The sequence below is a fragment of the Pseudoalteromonas sp. SCQQ13 genome, assembly GCF_015864415.1.
GTDB classification, from domain to species: Bacteria; Pseudomonadota; Gammaproteobacteria; order Enterobacterales; family Alteromonadaceae; genus Pseudoalteromonas; species Pseudoalteromonas nigrifaciens.
Window position 1 is genome coordinate 86348 of the sequence record NZ_JADYXG010000012.1, and the last position, 20963, is coordinate 107310.

The window sequence follows — 20963 nt, forward strand, 5'->3', positions numbered from 1 at the left end:
TTTAATGAATACCCAGCCTAATAGCAGCACACCCAAGCAGACAAATAGTTCAGCTTCACAGTCACAAGAAATAGATTTAATGGCATTGTTAGGTGCTTTAATCGACCGTAAATATTTTATAATTGCATTAACAGCACTATTTATGTTTGTGGGTGTTGTTTATGCGGTTTTAAGTCAGCCGGTTTACCAAGCAACAGCGATGCTCCAAGTTGAAAGCAGTGGTAGTTCAGTGCCTGGTTTAGACGATATGGGCGGTATGTTTGAAAGCACCTCTGCAGCGGTAACCGAAATAGAACTCCTTAAATCACGTAGTATTATAGGCGAAGCTGTAGACGCTTTAAATTTAGATATAACAGTAGAGCCTAAATTATTCCCATATATTGGTAACCGTGCATTTCGTACATTTACGCCTATGCAAGAAAATGATTTAGCTGAGCCAAGTTTTGGTGCAAGTTCATATGCATGGGGTGGCGAAAGCATTAATGTATTTAGGTTCGATGTACCGCGCAACGCAATTAACCAAACATATACTTTAATAGCGCAAGAAAATAATGGCATTGCATTATTAAATGGCGATGACGAGCAAATATTAGCGGGTAAAGTCGGTGAAGAGCTAACTAATGGTAAGTTTAGCTTAACAATACGCAGCTTAAATGCTCGTCCAGGCACAGAGTTTTTATTGAGTCGTAAAGATCGTCTTAACACAATTTTAGACCTACAAACGGCTATTGGTGCAAGCGAGAAAGGAAAAGATTCAGGAATAATTGATTTAAGCCTACAAAGCACTAAACCAAATTACGCCGAAACTGTGCTTAATAAAGTCGCAGCTATATATGTACGCCGTAATGTAGAGCGTAGTAGTGCAGAAGCACAAAAGTCGCTTGAGTTTTTAGAGGTGCAGCTCCCTGAAATTAAAAAGCAATTAGAGCATGCAGAGCAGCGCTTTAACGACTATCAAATAAAACGCCAAACTATAAATATAACGCTAGAAACCCAAGGCATATTAGAGCAAGTGGTACTGCTAGAAACAAAGCTACAAGAGCTTGAGCTTAAACGTTTAGAAGTGGGTCGTAAATTTAAAAAAGACCATCCAACATATCAGGGCATTATTGAGCAAATTGCAGCGGTTAATAAACAAAAGCAACAATTCATTGGCGAAGTAGGTGGCTTACCCGAAACGCAACAAGAGCTACTACGCTTAAAGCGTGATGTAGAAGTAAGTAACCAAATTTATACATTGCTACTAGGTAAAGCCCAAGAACTAGACATCGTTCGTGCAGGCACAGTAGGTAATGTACGTATAATCGATTACGCTGAGGTGAATACCAGTAAACCAGTAAAACCTAAAAAAGCGCTAATAGTAGTAATGGCAACCATGTTAGGTGGGATGCTAAGCGTCGCTATTGTATTAGTACAAAAAGCAATGCACAAAGGCATAGAAGATCCTGCTGAAATAGAAGCACTCGGTATACCTGTTTATGCGAGCGTGCCACATTCAGATCACCAAGAAAAGCTAACCGGCTTTGCAACAAGAGCACGCAAAGGTAAAATACCTAAAGCCAAAACCATATTAGCACTCGACAACCCTGCCGATTTATCAATAGAGGCACTGCGTAGCTTACGTACTAGTCTGCACTTTGCGATGATGGAAGCTAAAAATAATATTATTGCTATATCGGGTCCAAGTCCAGGCGTAGGTAAATCATTTATATCGGTTAACTTAGCGAGTATATTGGCGCAAAGCGGTAAAAAAGTACTTATAATTGATGCTGATATGCGCAAAGGCTACTTACAAACACAATTTAATATAACTGCCGAAAATGGCCTAAGTGATTATTTGTCAGGGCGTTTAAATTTAAGTGAAGTGACTCACGACACTAAAGTAACAGGCCTTGATGTTATTACTCGTGGACAAATACCGCCTAATCCGTCTGAATTACTAATGCATGCAAACTTTAGTAAATTAGTGGCAGAAGTTAGTGCTGCCTATGACATGGTGATCATAGATACCCCACCTATCTTAGCAGTAACCGACGCAGCTATAGTAAGCGCCCATACAGGCACTACGTTACTCGTAGCACGATATGGACAAAACCATTTACGCGAAATAGAGCTAACCCGTAACCGTTTTGAGCAAAATGGTATAGACGTAAAAGGCCTCGTATTTAATGGCGTAGTTAAAAAAGCCAGCAATGCTTACGGGTATTATGGTTACTATAACTATGAATATAAAAGTGATGCATAAATAGAGTGTTTTTTTGTGGCCTATTGGGCACTTTTAAATAAAAGTACAAAAACAAGCAATTACAATGAGATAGTCTAAATTGACTGTCTCAAAATGGAAAAAAGTGTCTCAGTGGGTTGTAATAAAGCTGAGATATAAAATTGCTAAAATGCAATTTGATAGTGAGCCGCTACGTACTAATTTAGTAAATTCAGAGCGTTTTTATCATTAAAAATGAATGGTAACCTAGCCGAAATAGATTATAAAACGTGCGCTTCACCCACGAGTTTATCCTTGAATACTCGTTTTTTATTGCACGTTTTAACTTGAAACCGATTTTAAAATTTAACTTTACGAAGCTCGAAGTCTAAAGCTCGAAGCTCTATAACTAAACAAAGAGAGTACAACTATGCACGATTCATTAACGGACCTAAAAATTGGCATTATAGGTTTAGGCTATGTAGGTCTCCCGTTAGCCGTTGAGTTTGGTAAAAAATTCCCAGTAACAGGTTTTGATATTAATCAAGGTCGAATTGCACAGCTACAAGCCGGCCACGACTCTACACTTGAAGTCAGTGATGAAGAACTAAAAGAATCCCCACAGCTTAATTTTTCTTATACAGTGTCAGATCTTGAAAGCTGTAATGTATATATTGTTACAGTGCCAACCCCAATTGATGAGCACAAGCAGCCTGATTTAACACCACTTATTAAAGCTAGTGAAATGCTAGGTAAAGTAGTTAAAAAAGGCGACATAATAATTTATGAGTCAACAGTATACCCAGGTGCAACAGAAGAAGCGTGTTTACCAGTAGTAGAGCGTGTATCTGGACTTGTATTTAATAAAGACTTTTTTGCTGGTTATTCTCCAGAGCGTATAAACCCGGGTGATAAAGAACACCGTGTAACTAACATATTAAAAGTAACGTCAGGTTCTACTCCAGAAATAGCTGAAAAAGTTGATCAACTTTATAAGTCAGTAATTACGGCCGGCACACATAAAGCAAGCTCTATTAGGGTTGCTGAAGCTGCAAAAGTAATTGAGAACACGCAGCGCGATGTAAATATTGCTTTAATTAATGAGCTGTCGATTATTTTTAATAAGTTAGGTATCGATACGCTCGAAGTATTAGAAGCGGCCGGCACTAAATGGAATTTCCTACCATTTCGCCCAGGATTAGTTGGCGGACACTGTATTGGTGTTGATCCGTACTACTTAACACATAAAGCACAAAGCGTAGGTTACCACCCAGAAATGATTTTAGCCGGCCGCCGTTTAAACGATGGTATGGGTAAACATGTAGTATCAGAACTGGTTAAAAATATGCTTAAAAAGCGCATTCATGTTGATGGCGCAAATGTATTAATAATGGGTTTAACGTTTAAAGAAAACTGCCCAGATTTACGTAATACAAAAGTTGTCGATATAGTAAGTGAACTTAAAGAATACAATATTAATGTTGATATAGTAGATCCATGGTGTTCAAACGATGAAGCGCAACATGAATACGGTTTAAGCTTAACTGCTGAGCATAAACAAAATAACTATGATGCAATCATTCTTGCTGTAGGTCATAACGAATTTAAAGAAATGGGCGCAGAACAAATTCGTGCACTAGGTAAAGCAGAACACGTACTTTACGACTTAAAGTACGTACTACCAAAACAAAGTGTAGATATGCGTTTATAGCTTTGTAGGCGCGGGTTTATCCCGCGCTCTTAAATTAGACTGCATACGCCATGCGCAATTAATAACATAAATGTTGTTAGTGCTCAGTATCAAAACTTTAAAGGATTTCCATGACTCGTTACGAACAAATTAAAATAGAACTACTTGCTTCTCCTAAAACCTGGCTAGTGACAGGTGTTGCTGGCTTTATTGGCTCAAATCTTTTAGAGCATTTATTAAAATTAAATCAAAAAGTAGTTGGGCTTGATAACTTTGCTACGGGTCATCAGCATAACCTTGATGAAGTAAAAGGTTTAGTAACAGCAGAGCAGTGGCAGGGTTTTAGCTTTATTGAAGGCGACATTCGTAATTATCAAGATTGCGAAACTGCGTTAGCTAATAACGGTGAAGGTGTTGACTACGTATTACACCAAGCGGCCCTTGGTTCAGTACCACGCTCAATAGCTGACCCTGTAACAACTAATGCAGCTAATATCACTGGCTTTTTAAATATGCTACAAGCGGCAAAAGAAGCTAACGTCAAAAGCTTCACTTATGCTGCAAGTAGCTCGACTTATGGTGACCATCCTGCCCTACCTAAGGTAGAAGAAAACATTGGTAATCCGCTTTCGCCTTATGCAGTAACTAAATATGTTAATGAGTTATATGCGGGTGTTTATGCAAAAACATATGGCTTTAAAACTATCGGCTTACGTTACTTTAATGTTTTTGGTCAACGCCAAGATCCTAATGGTGCGTATGCAGCGGTAATTCCTAAATGGACTGCTGATTTGATCAAAGGCGAAGATGTATTCATTAATGGCGATGGTGAAACAAGCCGTGATTTTTGTTTTATCGAAAACACAGTACAAATGAACATTCTTGCCGCAACAGCAGAAGATGAAGCTAAGGATAACGTATATAATGTAGCTGTAGGTGATCGTACAACACTTAACGATTTGTACAAAGCAATACAGTTAGCACTAAAAGAGCATGATATAAATACGACGCAAGAACCGGTGTATCGTGACTTTAGAGCAGGGGATGTACGTCATTCGCAAGCTGATATAAGCAAGTCTATACAAAACCTAGGCTATTCACCCACACATAAGGTTTTTGAAGGTATTTCGAAAGCAATGATATGGTATAAGGGTATTAGTTCATAGAACAGTTGATTTATTAATGTGAAAAGGTAGTTAGCTACCTATATTGATATGATTAATTTTGAATTTTTTAAACCTAAAGATATAAATAGGTAGTCTTTATGGCTCATTCTAACAACACAGTTGAATATCCAACCCACGACTAAGTGTTTTTAATGATACGTATTTTTTGTCAGTAATGTCTGCTCAATTTAATTTCGGCATGGGTTAAGTAACTTTTAAAAGCACTTTAAAGTTGAAGAATGCAAGTGAGAATAGAGCAAGATTGTAGTACCATTACGTTCGCAATGGTTGCTGGACTTAAAAAAGCCTGATCACTTTATGATGTGATTGAAATTACACACTCTAGCTACTGAATGCGATGTTATCATTATCTACTCTATTTGGCTTCTAATGATATTTTTCATTATAAAATCAAGCAATGTCACCATAGGCTAGAGCTGTTAACTAACGTTTCCATTGACCTATTAGGTATGACTCTGAAAAAATCTATAGGTTAGCTGGGAGAGTTGAGGAGTAGTTAGATGGTTTAGCATAATAATCAAACTCATCAAGAAAGTTCACTATGGCAGAGCATCACTAGAAATATTAAGAATTGGAAATTGATTTAGGCTAAAAGAACTTAGCCTAAATATAACAGACGACTACTGATTTTGAACGTTTACTGTCAGAAAAATCTGAGCTAGTACATATAAAGGTATATACGATTGATAAATTATGTTTAAAAAAGTTGCTAACCTATCTTTTATTGCAGGTATTACATCAATATTAAATTTTTTTCTGAATTTTATATTAGCTCGTTTTTATCCTGTTGAAATTTTTGCGAAGTATGGCTCAATATTTGCTATAGTAAATATTGCTGCAATTCTTACAACTGTCGGTTATGAAAGCCTTATATTAAGATTTACTGATGAATCAAGTTTTGTTGGTCTTTTAAGAAGTTCTTTAATATCTTTCTTTTTAGCAAGTACTTTAGTTTTTGTATCCAGTGTTTTTGTTTTTGTATATTATTATAATGTTGATTTTTATGAATCACTTATATGGTCTACCTTAGGCCCTTTTTTAGGTATTAGTGCATTGAGGGTTTCTTATTATGTTAATAGTAATTTACAGTATAGAGCCCAGCTTTTAGAAAAGTTATTAAAAACTATATTATGTGTTTTTTTTATATCTGTTAACCTATATTTTTTTGGAAGCGAAAGCAGCTTAGGTATCTCACTGTCCTTTTTTTGTGCCAACATACTTGTTTTATTTATATCCTCATTTTTTATAGGTAAAAGAATAAGTAAAACGACAGGAGGAGACGGAACCGACTTTATATGGCCAAATTGGGCTTTGTTTTTTATTGCTTTAGTTGTAGTTTTACAGGCTAATTTGGATGTGTTGCTGTTAAGTAAATTGGAAAGTGAAATTAATCTAGCATTATTTTTAGTCGCACAAAAGCTGGCAATAGCATCTAATATAGTTATCTTAACAGTTAATACGGTCTTAGTTCCATACGTGTTGAAAAGCAATGTGGAATCGGAAATAAAGAAAAATCTTAATATAGGCTTATACATCTCAATATTCGCAAGTCTAGTATTCCTTTCTACATGCTTTTTATTCGGCCGGAATATATTGACTCTATTTGGTCCAGAATATGTCGAAGCTGATAATGTCTTAAACTTTATAGCACTTAATATGCTAATCAGTGTTATTTTTGGTCAAACATTTACACTTATGAAAACTTGGGGATATGAAAAGTATTTACTTTTATTCATCACTATTTCTATTTTATTGAAAATTAGTATAACTATTATTTTTCATGAATATTTTTCACTAATTCATTATGTAATTGTTTCTATTTTTTGTACGTTTTTATGGAATTTATTATGCTTAATCTATTTAAAAGTAAAGACAGGCATAAACCCCTCAATTTTTAGGATGTGGAATTAGAATGAAAAGGAAAGGCTTAAATATTGGTGTGATAAGTGTAGGGCGTTCTGAAAATTTAGGTGATGCTGTTATATCGAAGTCAATCGAGTTGAGCTTACTCGAGGTTGATAATAATACGAACGTTTCCTTCTTTGACTTGGATTACGGCGAGTATAGTCTTGAAGAATCTCTTGAGCCAAAAGAAAATACTAAAATATCTTCTTTCAAAAAGAGGACATATTACCCAAGAGCATTTTATAATTTATTCAGAGTACTTACTGATGCTAACTTCAAAAATAAACTAGAGAGCTTTGTTCATGATAAGGATTTGATACTCATAGGTGGAGGGCATTTACTGATTGATAATTATTGCTATTTCTCTGCGAAGTTGTATTTAGTTGCAAATCTATGTTTGAAATTAAAAGTCCGCTATGAAATTTGGTGTGTAGGTGTTTCTAAAACGCACTCATTGTTATCAAAAACATTACTTAAGTCAGTATTGAACTATAAGATTGTTTACACCCGAGACACTAATTCGACACTCCATATTAAAAGTATTATGGGTGGAAAAGTTAAGGTTAAGTCTTTGATGGATCCAGCTATTTTTATAGGTAAATTTCAAGCCATTAAGCCTATAAAAAAATATGATGTTGCGATCGGTATTATGGACCCAGGTGAAATGGTAAGGCACTCTGGAGTATATGTTACTAGGGAGGACTTCGCGCTTAAATATATTAATTTAATTAATAAATTATTGGAAAATAAGATGAATATACTTATTTTCACTAATGGAAATAACAATGATTTTTTATTTTCTAAGAACTATATTTATGAAAAGATAATTTTAAAAGATAATCTTCACTTTGCCAAAAAACCGGTAAACTATGGTGATATTATTGTGTCATTAAACTCATCAAATATAGTTTTTGCACAGAGGTTACATGCTCTATTGCCAGCGCTGGTTATGAATAAAAGTGTAATAGGTTTAGAGTGGGATAATAAATTGAAATCTATATTCTCAGATCTGGGAACATCTAGCTCACTGTTAAAACCTAATTTCTGTTATGAAAATATATATGAAATAATAATTAATGAAAATAACAAAGTTAATAAAAGTTATAACAAAATAGATGAGTTTAGAGCTTTATATTTAGAATGTTTAGAAGAGGTTTTAAATGGCTAAAAAAGTTTTACATATAATTAGCACTTTAGATCCAGGCGGTGTAGAGAAGTGGCTAATAGATCTAATCAAAATAGATAATAATAATGAGCATCATATTCTGTGCATTTCTGGAAATAAAGGATCATGGTTCGATAAGTTAGATCGAGTACATTTAACACCTAATGTAACTAAAGGTAAGCTTCGTTTTTTATTTGGGTTACGTAGTTTTATTGAAGCATATGACTACGACATAATACATTGTCATCTTTATCGGTTTTCTGCATTAATTAGGCTGTTTAACATAGGCAGTAGTAAAGCTTTCATAGCCCATTCACATAACGATAAACGCAATGAAATTAGAGAGAAAAATAATTTAAGAAAGTTAATAGAATATATTTACAGCTCTTTTTCTAAGTTTGTATTTGAATTATTTGAAACGATAAAGCTAGCTGCTAGCAATGATGCTGGGAAAGATCTATTCGGTAAGAAAGCTATTTTCAAGATTATTCATTGTGGAATAGGTATAGGTGATATACCCCTATTAGGTTTGAGGAATGAGGATAAAAAAAATAAGAAATTTGTTACAGTTGGCTCCTTAACTCATCAAAAAAATCATGAATTCATCATTAGGCTGTTTCGTAATTTAGATGAAAATTATAGTTTATACATCATTGGTAAAGGGCCTAAAAGTAATGAATTACAAGAACTAATTAATAAATTAGGGCTAAATCACAGAGTTTATTTAGCTGGGGTGAAAGAGGATATTATAAATCATCTACGGAATTATGATGGCTTTTTATTCCCTTCTAGATACGAAGGGCTTGGTTTATCTTTTATTGAGGCGCAAGCTGCTGGTTTACCTTGTATCATTTCAGATAAAATCCCCATTGAGGCTGATGTAGTGAAGGGAAATATAAAAAGATTATCACTTGATAGTGAAAGCGAGTGGGTTGAGGCTATAAAATTATCTTCACCTAAAATAGATGCTTTTTCAAGCCACAAAAAATGTGTAGAAAGTGATTTCAATATTTTCATAGCTAATAAGAAGCTTGCTGAATTATATGAAAAAATTTAATATTGAACTTTTGTTTGTATTAGCTACCTGTCTCGTTTTACCTTGTATTATGGGTCTAGAATACGGACGAGAATTTTTTTATTTATCCTTTTGTATTTTAACTAGTCTATTGGTAATTTTGACGTGTGAAGGTGATAAATATAAAATTATGTTTTTCACTTATTTTTTTGTCTTTTTATTTATTACCTTATCTTTTTTTTATATTTCGAATTTACCTGTTCTTGTAGGTCCTGATGAAGAAAGGTTTTACACTGGGTTACTGAGCTATAGAAATAATTATGATTTTTATATGGCCAATTCTATTGCCCACATTAAGGATAGTTATATTGTTCTCTCATCGTCGTATCCTATTTTTGGTATGCTTCTAAATCCAATAATGGATATGTATGCTATTTCTGGTCCAGAAATTGCTATCCCTATCAATTTTATTATGTTGCTTGTATCTGTTGTTATTTTTAAAAATATATTACTAGGGAGGGTGAAATCAAATTATTGGCTTTTTATAATCTTATGTCTGCCATCATTTACTTATCATTCTTCAATATTTGCAAAAGATATATTGTCAAATTTTATAGTCTTTCTTTCTTTATATTATTTATTTAATCGCTCGTTTTTACTTTTTATAATTACTTTAATTCTATCTATTGCACTAAGACCTTATTCATTTGTTGTGGTTGCTATTTATTTTATTTTTATTCGTAAAGAAATGAAGTATATGATTTTATGTAGCGTATTTTCTTTGTTGTTGGTTTTCTTATTCTCTGGCTTAACTGGTCTTGTTAATACTGTTTTTACAACTTTATATCTAATAGTCAGTCCGAACCCATTAGGCTCTGAATATAGAGTCGATTATTTACCTCTTTATTTTGAAAGTATAGCTTTTTTCTTGTTTTATATTACTAGTGTTTATTTAAACTTTAAGTCTAAAAACTTTAATTTACTTATTATTTTTCATCTTGCTTTGATATCTTATGCGTCAATTATGGCGGTTATGGCTTTCTATGGGAGCATAAGTTATGGTTTCGAATATCAAATGGGGCAAATGGGAGGAAACGTGGTTCGAAAAAAACTTCCGATAGTTCCTCTTGTGATTTTATACTTTTACCTTTCTATTCATGGTAAGAATAACAAGTTTAAAACAGTTAACCAGGAGGCTACATGAGCGGGAAGAAGTTATTTGAAAAGTTCAAGCCTTTAGTTTTAACTTTTCTTTTTGTTTTTAAAATTATGCCAAAGTTTTTTCGTAGTTTTTTATGGAGTATCAGCTCACCTTTTGAAGGGAATATATCTTTAATAATAAGGTATTTTATCTTGAAGAGTGAGTGTGAGTATTGTGGTGATAATGTTTTTATAGGAAAAAATGTTACCATGAAGAATAATAACTTATTACATTTGGGTAATAACATAAGTATACATGCTAATTGTTATATTGACTCAGCCGGAGGTATTGTAATAGAAGACAATATTTCAATTGCTCATAATAGTTCTCTTATTTCATTCGAACATACCTGGGGTAATATAAATGTACCAATAAAGTATAATCCGACAAGACTTGATAAAATAATTATATGTAAAGATGTTTGGGTTGGATGTGGTGTTAGAATACTTGCAGGGTCAAAAGTCAATACTCGAGTTATAGTTGCTGCTGGTTGCGTCGTGAAAGGTGAACTTGATGAGAAATCAATATATGCCGGTGTGCCTTGTAAAAAAATAAAGGACTTATAATGAAAACAGTTTTTATTCATGATCATTCATTTAAGAAATATAATGGACGATTTTTTAGTGATGGGAAATTAACTGATAGGACGTGGAAACGCTATCTGAATGTTTCAAATGAATTAGTTGTCATTGCTAGAGAAAAAGAAGTTTTTTCCCCCCAAGGTATTGAAAACTTGAATGAAACTACACTTAATAAAGTAAAATTTAACTGCATATCAAGTATCACACTAATCGATAGAATTTTTAATTATAAAATTAAAAGCTTTGTAGAGAGCATAATTAAAGATGTTGACTTTGTGGTATGTCGTTTACCAAGTTTTTTGGGCAGTCTTGCTTTTGATATAGCTATTAAACATAAAAAGAAGGTCTTAGTCGAAGTTGTAGGTTGTCCTTACGATGCAATGCGAAATCACGGTTCAATAAAGGGTTATTTGATCGCTCCTTTTGAAGCTTATAAATTAAGAGTTACTTTATCAAAATCAAGTAACGCTATTTATGTTACGAAAAAATTTCTTCAAGACAGGTATCCATGCCAAGGCTCTAGTATATCCGCTTCTAATGTTGAGTTATGTTCTGTAGACAGTTTTGCAGAGATAAAAGATCATGTTAAAGTTATTAAGTTTATAGGTTCTCTCAATTGTAAATATAAAGGCCTTCAGGATTTGATATCTGCTTTAGCGCTAATAAGCCCAACTCACAAAGATATAGAGTTACATATTTTGGGGGGGGGTAGTAAAGAACTATATCAGCAGCAGGCTTCGGATCTTGGTTTAGATAGGCAGATTTCATTCCATGAGCCAATAAAGGGAGGAGTCCCGATATTAAATTGGCTTAAAGAATGTGATATTTATGTACAACCAAGTCATACAGAAGGATTGCCAAGATCTTTAATAGAAGCGATGTCTTTAGGTCTACCATGTGTGGCTACTAACGTAGGGGGTATACCGGAGCTAATCGATGATTCTTTTTTGTGTAAACCGAAGTCCCCTATAGAACTAGCTGATAGAATTAAAAAATTATTAGATTCTTATGAGTTGAGAATAGAGCAAAGTCAGATAAATAAAAATAGGGCTAAAGAGTACGCGTTTGACACTTTACAAAGAAAACGCTTTGATTTTATAAGTGAAATTGTTGAAAAATGAAATTAATAATAATCGGTACTCTTTCTTCTTCCTTATATAATTTTAGAGGGCAATTACTTCAATGCTTTAATGATATAGGCACCTCAGTTAAAGCATTAGCATCAGGAGCAACAGCTACCGATATTAACGCTGTTGAAGCATTAGGTGCGAATTATATTGATTACCCTGTTAGTCGAAGTGGTTTAAATCCAAGAGAGGACTTTAAGACCTTTAAGGCTTTAAAAAAGATTTTTAAAGCGCAACAACCAGATGTGATTTTAGCTTATACAATTAAGCCAATTATTTGGGGAGCCTTTGCTGCGCGCTGTTTGCCAAATTGCCGTTTTTATGCGCTAGTAACCGGCTTAGGATTTGCTTTTCAAAGAGGCAATTGGAAAAAGAACCTTTTGATGAAGTTAGTTGTTATTTTATATAAAACAGCTCTAAAGAAAGCGGATAAAGTCATTTTTCAAAACCCCGACAACAAACAGGTTTTTATTGATTTAGGCATAGTGCCTGAACATAAAACGGCTGTTGTAAATGGCTCTGGCGTTGATGTTAAGTACTTTGAGGTAAAACCTCTGCCTTTAACACCTAAATTTTTACTTATTGCTCGGTTATTGGGTGATAAAGGGATACGTGAATATGTTAAAGCTGCGAATATAATTAAACAACATTACCCACAAGCAGCATTTCAGCTAGTTGGCCCTGAAGATCCCTCACCAGATGGTATTTCACTAGAAGAGCTAACAAAGTTAAACCAAAATAATTCAGTTGATTATTTAGGTGAAACGAGTGATGTTCGTCCTTTTATTGATGACTGTAGTATTTTTGTGTTGCCTTCGTATCATGAAGGTTTACCTCGTACAGTTTTAGAGGCAATGGCAACAGGGAGACCTATTTTAACTACAGATGTACCAGGTTGTCGTGAAACCGTTATTAATGGCGAAAATGGTTGGTTAGTCGAAAAAGCAAATGTAGAGCAACTGGTTGATAGAATGACATGGTTTATTGAAAACCCTTTAGAGTGGCAACGAATGGCTGAGGCTAGCAGAGCTATGGTTGAAAATAAGTTTGATGTTCATAAAGTAAATGCCGTATTAATGGATATTATGGGGCTGAGTAAATGAAACGACTCTTTGATTTTTTAGTTGCTCTATTTGCATTACTTATTTTATTACCTGTAATAATGGTTGTAGCTGTATTAATTAGGCTTAAGTTGGGCTCACCTATTTTATTTACCCAAGACCGCCCAGGTTTGAATGGCAATGTTTTCAAAATGATGAAATTTAGAACCATGCTTGATGGTAAAGATGAGCAAGGTAATTTATTACCAGATGATGAGCGTATGACACAGTTTGGTGCTTTTTTACGCTCAACTAGTTTAGATGAGTTACCCGGTTTATTTAATGTATTAAAAGGCGATATGAGCTTAGTAGGGCCAAGGCCATTACTCGTGCAATATTTACCGTTATATAACAAAGAGCAGGCACGCCGGCACAATGTGCGCCCAGGCATAACTGGTTGGGCTCAAGTTAATGGCCGTAATGCTATTAGCTGGGAGCAAAAGTTTAAGCTAGATGTGTGGTATGTTGATAACCAAAGTCTTTTGCTCGACATTAAAATTTTATTATTGACCGTAAAAAAAGTGTTTGTACGCGAAGGTATTAGCGCTGATGGGCATGTAACCATTGAGGCATTTAAAGGCTCTAAAAATGACTAAAGAGTTAGCTATAGTTGGGGCTAGTGGGCATGGTAAGGTGGTTGCTGATATTGCCGAGCAGCTTGGTTTTATAGTTAACTTTTATGATGATGCCTACCCAAGTAAAACACATATTGAACATTGGCCCATACACGGTACTTGCGCCGACTTAATAGCGTTAAACAATACAAGTACTGCACCTAATGACGTTGTTGTTGCTATCGGTAATAACAATATTCGCCAGCAAAAAATACAGTTGTTACAACAAAATAGTTTTAATTTAATCACACTAATTCACCCCACGGCTGTTATAAGCCAATACGCTACAATAGCGCAGGGAAGTGTTGTTTTTGCTGGTGCCATTATAAATGCATTTGCCAATATAGGCGTTGGCTGCATAGTTAACACTTCTGCTATTATTGAGCATGACTGTGCTATTGGTGACTTTACTCATATTTGCCCTAATACTGCTTTGGCGGGCGGGGTTATTATTGGTACTAAAAGTTGGGTTGGTATTGGTAGCCAAGTAAAACAGCTAATTACGATTGGTGATAACTGTATAATTGGTGCTGGTAGTACAGTTGTAAAAAATATACCTGATAATGTAACAGCGTTTGGCTCTCCCGCTGTTGTAATAAAAAACCACTAAAATACTTTTTATGATCTTTTCTATATAGAATAAATAGGAATAAAATGTTAAATACTCCTTTCTCTCCGTGGCCTAGCTTTACTCAAGACGAAGCAGATGCCGTAAGTCGTGTTGTACTTTCAAATAAAGTTAATTACTGGACGGGTACAGAAGGCCGTGAATTTGAAAAAGAATTTGCTACATGGGCTGATAGTGAATACTCAATTGCTTTGGGTAATGGCACTTTAGCACTTGATTTAGCACTTAAAGCTTTAAATGTAGGCGCTGGCGATGAAGTAATAACCACACCGCGCACTTTTTTAGCATCTGCGTCCAGCATTGTTACAGCGGGTGCAGCACCGGTATTTGCTGATGTTGATTTAAATAGCCAAGCAATTACAGCCCAAAGTATAAAAGCAGTACTTACACCAAAAACTAAAGCGGTTATTGTGGTGCATTTAGCGGGTATGCCCGCTGAAATGGACGGCATAATGGCATTAAGTAAAGAGCATGGCTTTTATGTAATTGAAGACTGCGCACAAGCGCATGGTGCTAAATACAAAGGTCGCTCAGTGGGTAGCATTGGCCATGTTGGCGCATGGAGTTTCTGCCAAGATAAAATTATGACAACTGGCGGTGAAGGCGGCATGGTAACCACAAACTCTAAAGAGTTATGGTCTACTATGTGGAGCTATAAAGATCATGGTAAAAGCTTTGATGCTATTTATAACCGTGAGCACCCACCAGGATTTAGATGGTTACACGAAAGCTTTGGTACAAATTGGCGCATGACTGAAATGCAAGCAGTACTTGGTCGTATTCAATTAACGCGTATGAGTGACTGGACTGCAAAACGTCAAGCCTATGGTGCTAAACTGGATAAAGCTGCAAGCGAGTTTGGCTGTATTCGTTTAGTAACAGTACCAGGCTATATTGAACACGCTGAATATAAACACTATATGTTTGTTAAGCCTGATCAATTAGCCGAAGGCTGGGATCGCGATCGTATAGTGAATGAAATAGTTGAACGGGGTGTTCCGTGCTTTCAAGGGAGTTGTTCAGAGGTTTATCTTGAAAAAGCATTCGACAATACCCCATGGCGTCCAGAAAAGCGTTTACCAAATGCAGTTGAGCTAGGTGAGGCATCAATTATGTTTTTAGTACACCCAACACTTACTGAAGCTGAAATAGCTAAAACAACGCAAGTCATGAAAGAAGTATTCGCGTTGGCATCTAAATCTTAAAGGTGCCATTAACTCTCAGCTTATAATTGTGAGTTAAGAATGATAGTTATAAGCTGTAGTCGCTGTTTAGAGTTTATACATTAATACTTGTTCATGAAGTGTGGGTTGGGGCAAAGTGGGTTGTAGAATTCATTACTTAGTAAAGAACGTTATAGCGCTTAAGCTCAATCCCCAATCGTAATATCTATTGGGCCTAAATGTTGGATGCTTTTAACGCATTAATTTAAATGCACTATTTCTTGAAGAGTGTCTCACGTGAGACACTCTTGAGACAGTTTTAAGGCATTATTTATTGCACCAATAGTCACATTACTTATATATTTTAACTGTCTCAATTAAGCGTTTAAGCTCTAATTAATCTCTAAGCGTGTAACAAATAAATCATCATTTAAGACTAATTACATTAATGAGTTTTTTGTTATAGTTATATTATTGTTAACTTCAAACCTCATCATGGGTTATGCCCTTTAATTGAACCGCAAAGGAACGTGTTATGGATAGCTTTATCCGCTCAATTATTAATGCCCCGCGTGCTAAAAAGCGTGTTATTACTTTATGTATCGATTCACTTTTTATAGCAGCCGCCTTTTGGTTGGCGTTAATAGTAAGGCTTGATAGCTTAGAGCCATTAAGTGTTACTAGTAATTGGTTATTATTAATACTTTTAATTCCCATTAGTTTATATACGTTTATTAGCTTGGGCTTGTATCGCGCTGTTTTGCGGTATATGAACTCACAAGCAGTATGGGCCATTATACTCGGTACGCTTATAACCACCGTAAGTTTGGTTTTATTAGCATTTTTTGTTGGTATAGATATACCACGTACGATGCCATTTATTTTTGCTTGGCTATGTTTATTAACCGTAGGTGGTTCACGCATCATAGTGCGCGCACTGATAGGAAGAATGACCACCAGCAACAAAGATGCGGTTATTATTTATGGTGCAGGCTCGTCTGGGCGTCAATTAGCAACGGCTTTAAATGCAGGCCCTGAGTATTTTGTCAGTGCGTTTATTGATGACGACGTGACAAAACATGGCTCTATAATACAAGGCATACCGGTACGTGCGTTTAATGACATACATGAATTAATAAAAAAACGTAAAGCAACCAAAGTGCTGCTTGCTATGCCTAGTGAAACACGTGCAAGGCGCAAAGAAGTACTCGCACAACTTGAGCCATTAACTATTAAAGTACTTTCAATCCCGGGCATGGCCGATATTGTTGAAGGTAAAGCAAAACTCTCTGAATTTAGAGATGTTGAAATTGAAGATTTACTAGGGCGCGACCCAGTAACTCCTAAAGATGATTTAATGACTGCCAATATAACAGAGAAAGTAGTCATGGTTACTGGTGCGGGTGGCTCAATCGGTTCAGAACTGTGTAGACAAATAGTTAAACTCAAACCGACTAAATTGGTGTTGTTTGAGCGCAGCGAAATTGCCCTTTATTCAATTGAAAAAGAACTGGGTGAATACATAACTAATAATACGCTTAATATTGAACTCATTCCCATTATGGGCTCAGTACAACGTGTAAACCGCCTTGAAACGGTAATGAGAACCTTTGGTGTGCAAACCATCTACCATGCAGCTGCTTATAAGCACGTGCCATTGGTTGAGCACAATGTAGTAGAAGGTGTACGTAATAATGTATTTGGTACCTATTACGCCGCAAAGGCCGCTGTTGAGGCTAACGTAGATACCTTTGTACTTATTTCTACTGATAAAGCAGTACGCCCAACAAATGTAATGGGGGCAACTAAGCGCATGGCTGAGCTAGTACTACAAGGTTTAGCACAAGAGCAAGGCGCTAAACACCAAACACGCTTTAGCATGGTGCGTTTTGGTAATGTACTTGGTTCAAGTGGCTCAGTAGTACCACTATTTCGCCGCCAAATAAAAGAAGGTGGCCCAATAACATTAACTCACCCTGATATTACTCGCTACTTTATGACCATTCCTGAGGCCGCACAGCTTGTTATACAAGCAGGCGCTATGGGCAAAGGTGGTGACGTGTTTGTACTTGATATGGGCGACTCGGTAAAAATAAGTGATTTGGCAACCAAAATGGTTAGGTTATCGGGCCTCGAAATTAAAACTGATGATACCCCGCATGGTGATATAGAAATAAAGTGTACCGGCTTACGCCCAGGTGAAAAACTGTATGAAGAGCTATTAATAGGCGATAACGTAGAGCAAACTCCCCATGAGCGTATAATGACGGCAAAAGAAGTAATGTTACCTTTGCCAGAGCTTAATGTATTTATTGAAGCACTTGATATTGCATGCCATGACTTTAATCACGAAACTATACGTCAGTTATTGCTTGATGCGCCTACAGGCTTTAACCCAACCGACGGCATTTGTGATTTAGTATGGAATGCCAGGCTTGAAAACGAATCTGAAGGTAATACTGAAAGCGTAAGTAATGTAGTTAATTTAAGTAAATAATTAACGATAAGCTTTAGGTTGCAGATATGCAGTGAAGTTAAAAAAGCACCGAGTTCAATTTGAGCTCGGTGCTTTTTGATTACTACACTTGTTATTTAAATTACACAGCACTTTTAAAAAGATAAAATTATTCAGCTTAGATATATTGCTTAGCTGCTAACTTATAAAAATATTAAAACGATTAATTAAATTAAAGGACTATCCGTGAAAGCAGTTATCCCAGTTGCCGGTTTAGGCACTCGTATGTTACCCATGACCAAAGCCATCCCTAAAGAAATGCTCCCTTTGGTTGATAAGCCATTAATACAATACATAGTAAATGAGTGTGTTGCTGCGGGTATAAAAGAAATAGTACTAGTAACGCACAGCTCTAAAAATGCGATTGAGAACCATTTTGATACCAGCTTTGAGCTTGAAGCTACGCTTGAAAAGCGTGTTAAGCGTGTTTTACTTGATGAAGTACGTTCTATTTGCCCACCTGATGTAACCATTATGCATGTACGCCAAGGTGAAGCTAAAGGTTTAGGCCATGCTGTATTGTGCGCAAAGCCTATTATAGGTGATGACGATTTTGTAGTGGTATTACCCGATGTAATCCTCGATGCTTATACCGCAAATCAAAAAATTGAAAATTTAGCAGCAATGATTGCCCGCTTTAACCAAACGCAAGCCAGCCAAATTATGCTAGAGCCGGTAGAACAGGAAGATGTAAGTAAATACGGTATTGCCGATATTAGTGGTGTGCAGTTAAATCCTGGTGAAAGTGCGGCCATTAAAACAATGGTTGAAAAGCCTGCGGTAGACGTTGCTCCATCAAACCTTGCGGTTGTTGGCCGCTATGTATTAAGTAAAAATATTTGGCCGCTACTTGCTAAAACTCATGTTGGCGCTGGTGGCGAAATACAGCTTACCGATGCGATTGATGCACTAATAGCACAAGAAACGGTAGAAGCGTTTCATATGAGTGGTCGTTCACACGACTGTGGAGATAAGCTTGGTTATTTAAAAGCCATTGTTGAATACAGCCTACGCCACGAAACGTTAGGTGAAGAATTTACTGAGCATTTAAAATTGCTTGTTTAAGGTGAAAGATAAAAACTAAAAAGGTTAAAGTTGCCAAAATTAAAAATAGAAGTTTGAAGGTGAAACGTTATAGTTAATTAATGGTCAACTAGATAAAAAGGGATTTTATGCAATTTGAAAATTTAGATGTATGGCAGCGTTCAGCTGATTTAGCTTGTGAAATTTATTTACATTTTAAATTAAGTAAAGAGTTTGGGTTAAAAGACCAAATAACACGTTCGGCATTGTCAATTTCTTCAAATATTGCAGAAGGATTTGAAAGAAAAACATCTAAAGATTATGCTCGTTTTTTATCATATTCGAAAGGAAGTTGTGGTGAGCTGAGATCTCAAGTTTATATCGCAGTAAAAATAGGCGAAATTGAAGCAGAACAAGCTGATAAATGGTTGGCTGAGGCAAGAGAAATCTCGTGTATGCTTTCTGGGTTAATGAAATCAATTGAGTCTTGGTAGAATTTATTTTTAACCTTTTGCCTTGGATCTTTAGCCTTAAAATCTAGCCCTTAACTTCATACTCGCTTTTTGTGTAAAGAAGTTAAGGGCGTATGATTTAGGCTTTATGCAATCCCTCGCTCAATCATCATTTCATTAAACGCAAAGCCATCTTGCCTTGACGCATTGGCAACATACGGGGCGTATACGTCAAACAGTAAACGTGTGTCGCTGTGGCCTAGCATGTGCGAAATGTACAGCGGGTTTTCGTGCGCTGCGATATGCAGTACAGCAGCGGTATGGCGTGTTTCGTAAGGGCGGCGGCGTGCAAGCCCCGCGTTATTGAGTGTGGGGTACCACAGTTGAGTGCTTACAAAGTGGGTATCAAGCGGTTTACCTTTGTGAGTAAACACAAATTCACTGGTTGTTTGTTTTTGTAAGCGTTTAAATAGCGAAAAGAGTGTATTACACATTTTTAAGTCGCGGCGCGACTTAGGTGTTTTTACATCCCCGAGTTCACCATTCACCCAATTGTGACGAATACGAATAAGGCGATGATTAAAATCAATATCTTCCCAGCGCAGGCCGTGTATTTCACAGCTACGCATACCGGTCCAAAAACGTACCATAAAATAATCGCGCCATTGTGTAGGGGTACACTCTAAAAAGCGTTGTACTTCATCTGCGGTTAGTGGCAGTGAATTAGCACGTTCTTCTTTTAGAGTTTTATAGCGGCGTAATGGGTAAGTAAAGTCATGCTCTTCTGCGGCTAAACTTATTATGGCAACAAACGGCCAAAGAATGCCATTAATGCGTTTATTAGAAAGTTTACGGACCCTTTTGGTATCGCACACCATTAAGCTTTCGCGAAAATAGTCCACATTAGCCAACTTGATCTCATTAACTAATATATTGCCAAATTCAGGAATAAGGTAACGGTCGAGCGTATTACGTACCACGCTTTGATAACTACTTTTCCATTTTGCTTTTTGGCGATCGAACCATTCATTCGCGTAATCGTTAAAAAACGGATAAAGGCGATCGGGATCTTTAGCGCGCTGCAAGGCTTCAAACTTAGCGACTTTTTTACTGTCAGGAAAATAATCACGATACTGAAACGTATCTAAATCAATTTCAGCATTGATTTTTTTAAGCGTAGCATTGGCTTTTTTAATATTAACAGGGGTTGCCATGAGCTTAGTGCCTTCACGAAAGCGCTGCCCATAAATGTGTAAATCAAATTGAATACGCCCATTGGGGCGAATGCGAATGTGAGCCATAATGGCCTCCATCAGTTAATGGATCTATAAATAGATCTATCCCTCACCGATGGAATTCGTTAGAATTGGATCATCGGCTGGGTCGCGTTAAAC

At 36.0% G+C, this 20963-nt stretch carries 17 protein-coding genes; 16 read left to right on the forward strand and 1 reads right to left on the reverse strand.

Annotation, left to right across the window (positions count from 1 at the left end; genetic code table 11):
- Positions 1–4: 4 nt before the first annotated feature.
- The 16 genes from I6F41_RS11380 to I6F41_RS11455 all read left to right on the forward strand — a co-directional run bounded on the left by I6F41_RS11380 (position 5) and on the right by I6F41_RS11455 (position 19611).
- Positions 5–2245 carry a polysaccharide biosynthesis tyrosine autokinase gene (locus tag I6F41_RS11380; RefSeq protein ID WP_197108450.1) on the forward strand — a complete coding sequence of 747 codons (2241 nt, stop codon included), beginning with the start codon at positions 5–7 and terminating at the stop codon, positions 2243–2245.
- A 388-nt stretch (positions 2246–2633) separates the two neighbouring features.
- On the forward strand, positions 2634–3914 hold the full coding sequence (gene tviB, locus I6F41_RS11385; RefSeq protein ID WP_197108452.1) for a Vi polysaccharide biosynthesis UDP-N-acetylglucosamine C-6 dehydrogenase TviB: 1281 nt from the start codon (positions 2634–2636) through the stop codon (positions 3912–3914).
- A 110-nt stretch (positions 3915–4024) separates the two neighbouring features.
- Positions 4025–5059 carry an NAD-dependent epimerase/dehydratase family protein gene (locus I6F41_RS11390; protein WP_197108454.1) on the forward strand — a complete coding sequence of 345 codons (1035 nt, stop codon included), beginning with the start codon at positions 4025–4027 and terminating at the stop codon, positions 5057–5059.
- Positions 5060–5773: 714 nt separating this feature from the next.
- Positions 5774–6991, forward strand: coding sequence for an oligosaccharide flippase family protein (locus I6F41_RS11395; RefSeq protein ID WP_197108456.1), 1218 nt, complete (start codon positions 5774–5776; stop codon positions 6989–6991).
- Between the two features lies 1 nt (position 6992).
- A complete protein-coding gene (locus tag I6F41_RS11400) occupies positions 6993–8153 on the forward strand; it encodes a polysaccharide pyruvyl transferase family protein (RefSeq protein ID WP_197108458.1) in 1161 nt (386 codons plus the stop codon).
- Positions 8146–9207 (forward strand): glycosyltransferase, encoded by a 1062-nt coding sequence (locus I6F41_RS11405; RefSeq protein ID WP_197108460.1) that lies wholly within the window; start codon positions 8146–8148, stop codon positions 9205–9207. The genes I6F41_RS11400 and I6F41_RS11405 overlap by 8 nt, the downstream gene beginning before the upstream one ends.
- Complete coding sequence (locus tag I6F41_RS11410; protein ID WP_197108461.1) at positions 9194–10369, forward strand: hypothetical protein; 1176 nt, start codon at positions 9194–9196, stop codon at positions 10367–10369. Before I6F41_RS11405 ends, I6F41_RS11410 begins: the two co-directional genes overlap by 14 nt.
- Complete coding sequence (locus I6F41_RS11415; RefSeq protein ID WP_197108462.1) at positions 10366–10932, forward strand: acyltransferase; 567 nt, start codon at positions 10366–10368, stop codon at positions 10930–10932. Before I6F41_RS11410 ends, I6F41_RS11415 begins: the two co-directional genes overlap by 4 nt.
- A complete protein-coding gene (locus I6F41_RS11420; protein ID WP_197108463.1) occupies positions 10932–12068 on the forward strand; it encodes a glycosyltransferase in 1137 nt (378 codons plus the stop codon). Before I6F41_RS11415 ends, I6F41_RS11420 begins: the two co-directional genes overlap by 1 nt.
- Complete coding sequence (locus tag I6F41_RS11425) at positions 12065–13177, forward strand: glycosyltransferase family 4 protein (RefSeq protein WP_197108464.1); 1113 nt, start codon at positions 12065–12067, stop codon at positions 13175–13177. Before I6F41_RS11420 ends, I6F41_RS11425 begins: the two co-directional genes overlap by 4 nt.
- Complete coding sequence (locus I6F41_RS11430) at positions 13174–13770, forward strand: sugar transferase (RefSeq protein WP_197108465.1); 597 nt, start codon at positions 13174–13176, stop codon at positions 13768–13770. The genes I6F41_RS11425 and I6F41_RS11430 overlap by 4 nt, the downstream gene beginning before the upstream one ends.
- The gene (locus I6F41_RS11435; protein WP_197108466.1) at positions 13763–14398 is read left to right on the forward strand and encodes an acetyltransferase; all 636 of its coding nucleotides are present in this window, start codon (positions 13763–13765) and stop codon (positions 14396–14398) included. The genes I6F41_RS11430 and I6F41_RS11435 overlap by 8 nt, the downstream gene beginning before the upstream one ends.
- Positions 14399–14442: 44 nt before the next feature.
- Positions 14443–15621, forward strand: coding sequence for a DegT/DnrJ/EryC1/StrS family aminotransferase (locus I6F41_RS11440; RefSeq protein WP_197108468.1), 1179 nt, complete (start codon positions 14443–14445; stop codon positions 15619–15621).
- A 493-nt stretch (positions 15622–16114) separates the two neighbouring features.
- The gene (locus tag I6F41_RS11445; RefSeq protein WP_197108470.1) at positions 16115–18076 is read left to right on the forward strand and encodes a polysaccharide biosynthesis protein; all 1962 of its coding nucleotides are present in this window, start codon (positions 16115–16117) and stop codon (positions 18074–18076) included.
- Positions 18077–18280: 204 nt separating this feature from the next.
- Positions 18281–19159, forward strand: a complete 879-nt coding sequence (gene galU / locus I6F41_RS11450; protein ID WP_197108472.1) for a UTP--glucose-1-phosphate uridylyltransferase GalU — start codon at positions 18281–18283, stop codon at positions 19157–19159.
- Positions 19160–19266: 107 nt separating this feature from the next.
- Entirely contained in the window at positions 19267–19611 is a 345-nt protein-coding gene (locus tag I6F41_RS11455; protein ID WP_197108474.1) for a four helix bundle protein, read from the forward strand.
- A gap of 104 nt (positions 19612–19715) precedes the next feature.
- Here the strand turns inward: I6F41_RS11455 and I6F41_RS11460 are convergent, their stop codons facing one another.
- Entirely contained in the window at positions 19716–20870 is a 1155-nt protein-coding gene (locus I6F41_RS11460) for a site-specific integrase (RefSeq protein ID WP_197108475.1), read from the reverse strand.
- Positions 20871–20963: the final 93 nt, after the last annotated feature.